3 protein-coding genes are annotated in these 6,529 nt (G+C 72.9%); all 3 read right to left on the reverse strand.

The genetic code is table 11. The features are described 5' to 3' along the window. Positions 1-548, reverse strand: a 548-nt coding sequence (locus FAF44_RS51375; protein WP_237110797.1) for a TetR/AcrR family transcriptional regulator, incomplete at its 3' end; no start/stop codon positions are given. Between the two features lie 46 nt (positions 549-594). Next, on the reverse strand, positions 595-1,782 hold the full coding sequence (locus FAF44_RS51380; protein WP_237110798.1) for an FAD-dependent monooxygenase: 1,188 nt from the start codon (positions 1,780-1,782) through the stop codon (positions 595-597). A 140-nt stretch (positions 1,783-1,922) separates the two neighbouring features. After that, positions 1,923-6,529 (reverse strand): GH92 family glycosyl hydrolase (locus FAF44_RS51385; protein WP_237110799.1); only part of this gene is annotated, 4,607 nt, incomplete at its 5' end.

Below are 6,529 nucleotides of genomic sequence, written 5' to 3' on the forward strand. Positions count from 1 at the left end.
TCCATGGCCAGGGTCAGGTAGCGGTGGCGCAACTGGGTGGCGCGCTCCTCGCCGCCCAGTTTGATGGAGGCGAGCTGCTCGAACAGCAGCGCGATGTCGGCCACCGTCACGTCCGGCCGCAGCACCCCCGCCGCGACCGCCCGGTGGTGCACCTCGACGGCCAGCGCGGACGCCCTGGCCGAGAGCTTGCCCAGGTCCTCGGTGGGGGTGAAGGTGCCGGCCAGGTTGATAGTCAGCGAGCTGGAGTCGGCGTCCACGATGCCGCGCAGGTAGCCGGCGAACGCCTCCCACGGGTCCCCGCAGTCGGCCAGCGCGCGCTCGCTGACCTCGACGTAGAGGCCGAGGCCGTCGGCGCACAGCTTCCGCAGCAGCGCCTCCTTGCTGGGGTAGCGGCGGTAGAGCGCGCTGATCCCGACGCCCGCCCGCTCGGCCACGGCCGCGATGGGGGCGCCGGGGTCGGCGGTGAAGACCGCCCGCGCGGCGCGCAGGATCAGCTCGTCGTTACGTGCGGCCTGGGCCTTGCGGCCGCTCATGGGTGCGCTGCTCATGGCCGCAGTCTAAGGGAACGTATGGTTCCGTTCTACTTCTGCCCGATCAGCGCCGCCTGAACAGGCGCGCGCTCAGGCCCGCGAGCGCGTCGGCCGCCTGGCCGGCCCGATAGTACAGGCGCGGTGGCACGTGCGGGAGCACCCCGGAGTGCCGCTGGTTGAGCAGCGAGATCATCTCCCTGGGCGGCCGGTCCACGTAACGCGGGACGTTCTCGTACCACCGCGCGCTGCGCCGGGCGGCCCGCTGGGAGGGGCGGATCGTGGGGATGCGCTCCTTGTCGTAGGTCGCGAGCGCCGAGTCGAGTTGCGTGTCGCCGTGCAGCGCGTCCACCAGGAAGGCCGCGTCGCCCAGCGCCAGCGCGGTGCCCGCGCCGATGGAGTAGTGCGTGGTGTGCGCGGAGTCGCCGAGCAGGACGAGGTTGCCGCGGTGCCACGTCTGGTTGGTCAGGGTGCGGAAGTGCAGCCAGTGGGCCCCGCCGTCCTGCGTGCGGGCTTCGGCCGGGGAGCGGCCGATCAGCGGATGCCCGTCCAGCACCTCCACGAAGAGCTTCTCGAGCTGACCCAGGCAGTCGGCCTCGTTCGCCGTGTCGAACCCGAGCCCGCGCCACGTGTCCGGCGCGCACTCGACGATGAACGTGCTGTGCTCCTCGCTGTACGGGTAGCCGTAGCACCAGATCCAGCCGTGCGCGGTCTCGACGAAGGCGAAGGTGAAGGAGTCGAGCACCTTGGTGGTGCCGAGCCAGACGTACGGGTTGCGCCCGGTGACCACCTCGGTGCCGAAGTGCTCGGCGTGCCGCTCGCGCAGCACGCTGTTGACGCCGTCGCCGGCCACGACGAGGTCGGCGTCGGCCACCTCGTCCTCATCGGCGATCTCGTGCTCGAACTCGACGCGCACGCCGAGCGACTCGGCCCGCTCGGTGAGGATGGCCAGCAGCCGGCGGCGGCTGATGCCGAACCCCTTGTCGCCGTGCCCGATCGTCACCGTGGCGCGGTCCTGGAGGTGCACGACCCAACTGTCCCAGCGGGCCGAGGTCGCGCTGATGGCGCGGGCCGACTCGGGATCGACGTCGTGCAGGTAGCCGAACAGCTCGTCCCAGTAGGTCACGCCCCAGCCGTACGTGGAGCCGGCCGGGTTGCGCTCGTAGACGGTGATGTCGTGGGCGGGGTCCACCCGCTTCATCAGGATCGAGAAGTAGAGACTGGCGGGTCCGCCGCCGACGCACGCGACCTTCACAAGCGCTCCCTGCTATACGAAAAGTAGCCAATATATAACGGAGAGTAGCATCCGGCGGCGGGCCGGTGATGTCACGACACAGCGGAAAGCGGCAGGTCAGCGGCAGTGCCCGGGGCAGCGGGGCCCCGGGCGCCGCCGCGTCAGGCGGCCGGGTATCGCAGGTGCAGCCGGAGCCGGGCCAGCCAGGAACCCCAGCCGTCCTCCGGCCGGCTGTCGGCGAGACGCACGTAGAACGTGCGGCCCTCGCCGAGGTCCACGGTGCGCTCCGCCCGGTTGGACAGGTCGCGCACGTTCCCGCTCTCCTGGAGCACGGTCCGCCAGCTCCGGTTGTCGGGCGAGACCTGCACCAGGAACTGGTTGCCGATGTCCAGCGTCAACGTGCCGCCGGTGGCCCGCGCCGGCAGCTCGAACCGGTAGACGGCCTGGCTGTCGCCGTCGGTGAAGCGGGCGCGGCCGTCGTGCACCTCGCCGTCGAGCTGGGAGCCGCCCTCGTCGAGCAGCCAGGGCTCCTCGGCCGGGGTGCCGGGCGTGAACTCCACGGTGTCGCCGACCACCGTGACCGTCACCCGGGCGGACGTGACGCCCAGGCCGGAGGCAGCCGTCAGCCGTACCGGACGGCTGCCGGGAGCCGCCGTCGCCGGCGCCGTCACCCGGAGCGGCACGACCTGGGACGCGCCCGCCGCGAGCGGCCCGAAGGCGGCGGCGGCCGGCTCGACGGCCCACCCCTCCGGCGCGGTCACGGTCAGCCGCCCGGTCGCGGTCGCCGGGCTGATGGCGCTGTTGCTCACGGTCACCGGGATCGTCACGCTCTCCCCGGGGGCGGCGAAGGCCCCGGCGGCCTCGACGACCAGCGGCGAGGTGTCCGGCGCGGACGGCGCGAGCAGCTCGATCTCCGCCAGCGACGTCCCGCCGGTGAACCTGATCCGGTAGTGCGGGTACGCGCCCGGCTCGGCGACCTTGAACGGCCGGGTCTGCAGCCGCCACGGGAAGCTCTCACCGGAGCGCTCGTCGAGCACCCGCCACGACGTGCCGTCCGCGGAACCCTCCAGCACCCAGCCGGTCGGGTCCTCGCCCGGCCGCGCGCCGGAGGTGAGCGTGTAGAAGCTCACCCGCCGCTCGGCGGGCAGGTCGTAGCGGACCCACTCGGGCAGCGCCGCCCGGGTGGCCGAGGTGTCGTCGAACAGGGCGCCCACGTCCGCGCCGCCGGCCCCGGACGCCGTGCCGCGGCCCGGCCCGGTGACGTCGCGCAGCGGCGCGGGCACCCGGTCGTCACGGGTGATCGAGGGCGGCGCGGCGTCCGGGCCGGTGCCCCACCGTGACGGCTTCGGCCCCATCTCGAAGACCAGCTCGCCGCCGCGGGCGATCAGGTCGTGCGGCAGGTACGTCTTCCCGTACGGCTTGCCGTTGACCGTCAGCCCCTGCACGTAGACGTTGCGCGCGCTGTTGCCCGGAGCCCGGACGACCAGCTTGCGGCCGTCGCCCAGCCGCACCGTCGCCTTCTCGAACAGCGGCGAGCCGATCGCGTAGAAGGGGCTGCCCATCTGCAGCGGGTAGCAGCCGAGCGCGCCGAACACCTGCCAGGCCGACATCTCCCCGTTGTCCTCGTCGCCCGGGTAGCCCTGGCCGATCTCGCTGCCCAGGTACAGCCGCGCGAGCGCCTCGCGCACCCTGGCCTGCGTCTTCCACGGCTGCCCCGCGTAGTCGTACAGGTAGGCGATGTGGTGGGAGGGCTGGTTGCTGTGACCGTACTGGCCCATGCGCACGTCCCGCGCCTCGCGCATCTCGTGGATGAGGCCGCCGTACGAGCCGGGGAGGAGCGCCGTCTCCTGGGTGGCGAAGAACGTGTCCAGCTTGTCCGCCAGCCGGTCGGCGCCGCCGTACAGGTTGGCCAGGCCGCGGCCGTCCTGCGGGACGTGGAAGGCCATGTTCCAGCCGTTGGTCTCGGTGTAGTCGTAGCCCCAGACGCGCGGGTCGTACGCGCCCGGCTTGCGGCGGAAGGAGCCGTCGGCGTCGCGGCCCTGGAAGAAGCCGGTCGCCGGGTCGAACAGGTGCACGTAGTTCCGCGCCCGCTCCCGGAAGTACTCGTGCTCCTCCAGGTAGCGGGCCCGCCGGGCCCCCGTGGAGCGGGCGGCCAGCGCCTCGGCCATGTTCGCGATGCCGAAGTCGTTGATGTAGCCGTCCATCGCCCACGACATCGCCTCGCCCGTGGACCCGACGCTCGTGTACCCGAGGAACGTGGACGTCGCCAGCCCCTTGCGCCCCACGTTCCTGGACGGCGGGACGACCGTGGCGTTCTTCACCGCGGCGGCGTACGCGGCCTCGGCGTCGAACCCCGTCACCCCCTTCAGGTAGGCGTCGGCGAAGGCCACGTCGGAGCTGGTGCCGACCATCAGATCGGCGTACCCCGGCGACGACCACCGCGCGATCCAGCCGCCGTCCAGGTACTGCTGGACGAACCCGGCCGCCATCTCGCCGGCCGCCTCCGGCGCGAGCAGCGCGTACGCGGGCCAGGTCGTGCGGTAGGTGTCCCAGAAGCCGTTGTTGACGTACACCTTCCCGTCCACCACCGGCGCGCCCGTCTCGGTCGGCGTGCTGGGCGGGGTGGCGGTGGCCGACTGGACGGCGTGCCGGTACACCGGCTCGGCGGCGGTGCCGGTGTTCTCGAAGCCGGAGTTCGGATACAGGAAGAGCCGGTACAGGTTCGAGTAGAGCGTGACGAGCTGGTCGCGGCTCGCCCCCTCCACCTCGATGACGCCCAGCCTGGCGTCCCAGGCCCGGCGGGCCCGGTCGCTGACCGTCTCCAGGGTGTCGGAGGCGGCGATCTCCAGCTCCAGGTTCCGCCTCGCCTGCGCCGCGCTGATCAGCGAGGACGCGATGCGCATGCTCACCGTCCGGCTCGGGCCCGCGTCGAAGGACAGGTAACCGAGCACGTCGTCGCGGCCCTGCCCGGTCAGCCTGCCGCCGCCGGTGACCGGACGGTCGAAGACGGCGTGGAAGAACATCCGGGTGGCCCCGGTGGACAGGCCGCTGCGCACGTCCGAGTAGCCGGTGACGACCCCCGCCCCGGGGTCGAGGGTGAGGCCGCCGTCGCCGTTCACGTTGTCGAAGATCAGCTTCGCGGCGGTTCCCGGGAAGGTGAACCGGGCCAGCGCCGCGTGGTCGGCCGGGGCGATCTCGGTCTTCAGCCCGTTGTCGAACGTGACCGCGTACAGGTGCGGGCGCGCGACCTCGCGCTCGTGCCGGAAGGCCAGCGCCCTGGCGGTGCGCGACGGGTCCGGCGTCCCCTCGGCCGCCGAGGGCATGAACTGGAACGTCTGCCGGTCGCCCATCCACGGGCTCGGCTCGTGGCTGGCGGTGAACGCCTGGATCTGCGGCAGGTTGGCCGCGTTGTTGGCGCGGTGGTACTCGTACAGCCAGCTCGTCGAGCCCGCGTTCGTCATCGGCGTCCAGAAGTTGAACCCGTGCGGGACCGCGGTCGCCGGGAAGTTGTTGCCCCGGGAGAAACCGCCGGTGGAGTGCGTGCCGCGGGTCGTCACCACGTACCGCGAGGGCCCGGCGTGCCGTTCGTCGCGCCCCTCGTACGGCTGCCGCCCCCGCTCGGAGACGATCCTGATGTCGTCCACCCAGCCCCGGAACCCGGCCATCCCGGCAGGGCTGTCGTAGGCCACCAGGATCCTGGTGACGCGCTTGCCCCTGGCCACCCGGCCGAGCTCGGCGCGCTTGAAGTTCCACTGGTCGGCGTACAGGGTCTTGGACTCGCCCTGCGCCCTCGGGGTCAGCCGGACGCCGTGCTGGTCCACGGCCTTGAGGTCGCTGAGGAGGCCGCCGTCGTCGAAGGCCAGGTCCACCGACACGTACGTGCTGGGGTAGCGCAGATCGGCGGCGGTGAACTCGGGGAAGACCAGGTACGACAGCTCCGTGGTGGCGGTGACCGGGATGTCCACCTCGAACACCTTGTTGCGCGACCGGCCGCCGTCCGGCGAGGTGGTGCCGCCCGCGTACCGCAGGGCCCGCAGGCCCGTGAACCCGGCGCGCGGCCTGGAGACGAACCCGCCCGAGGGGCCCGTGCCGACCTCGGTGCGCATGTCGCTGGGCGGGCGGGGGCCGGTGTGCCCGTCCGACAGCTCCCACTCCGCCAGTTGCAGGGTGGAGCCGGCGGCGACCCGGGTGATGTTCAGCCGGTAGCTCGGGTAGGCGACGGCGTTGCCGAAGCGGTACTCCTTGCGCTGGTGGCGGGCGGTGAACGTCTCGCCGGCGCGGGTGTCCAGGGTGGTCCAGCTCCGCCCGTCGTGCGAGCCCTGCAACTCCCAGTCGCGCGGGTCGCGCTCGGGGGCGTCGCCGGCGGAGGTGAGCGCGTAGTGCACGACCGCGACGGGTTCGGACAGGTCGTACCGGGCCCAGCCGGTGGCCGCGAACACCAGCCACTTGGTGGCGGCGTCGGTGTCGGCCAGGTTCTCCTTCACCTCGCCCGCGGACGCGTTCTCGCCGCCGGCCAGCACCTGGACGATCTTGTCGGACAGGCCGCCCTCGATGCCGCCGGGCAGGGTGCCGGTGATGTTCTCGGCCTTCTCGGCCGTGTTGACCCAGGTCGGCTGCGGGTCTCCGTCCTCGAAGGAGGTGGCGAAGGCCGCGCCCTCCTCCTTCGCGAGCTCCCGGCCGTCGCGGGCCGCCCTGCGCGCCTCGCCGGCGGACGGGACGGGCTCGGCCGGGGCCGGTCCGGGCGGCGGGCTGGAGGACGGGCCGGGGG

This window comes from Nonomuraea sp. MG754425 (assembly GCF_021699195.1).
GTDB lineage: Bacteria > Actinomycetota > Actinomycetes > Streptosporangiales > Streptosporangiaceae > Nonomuraea.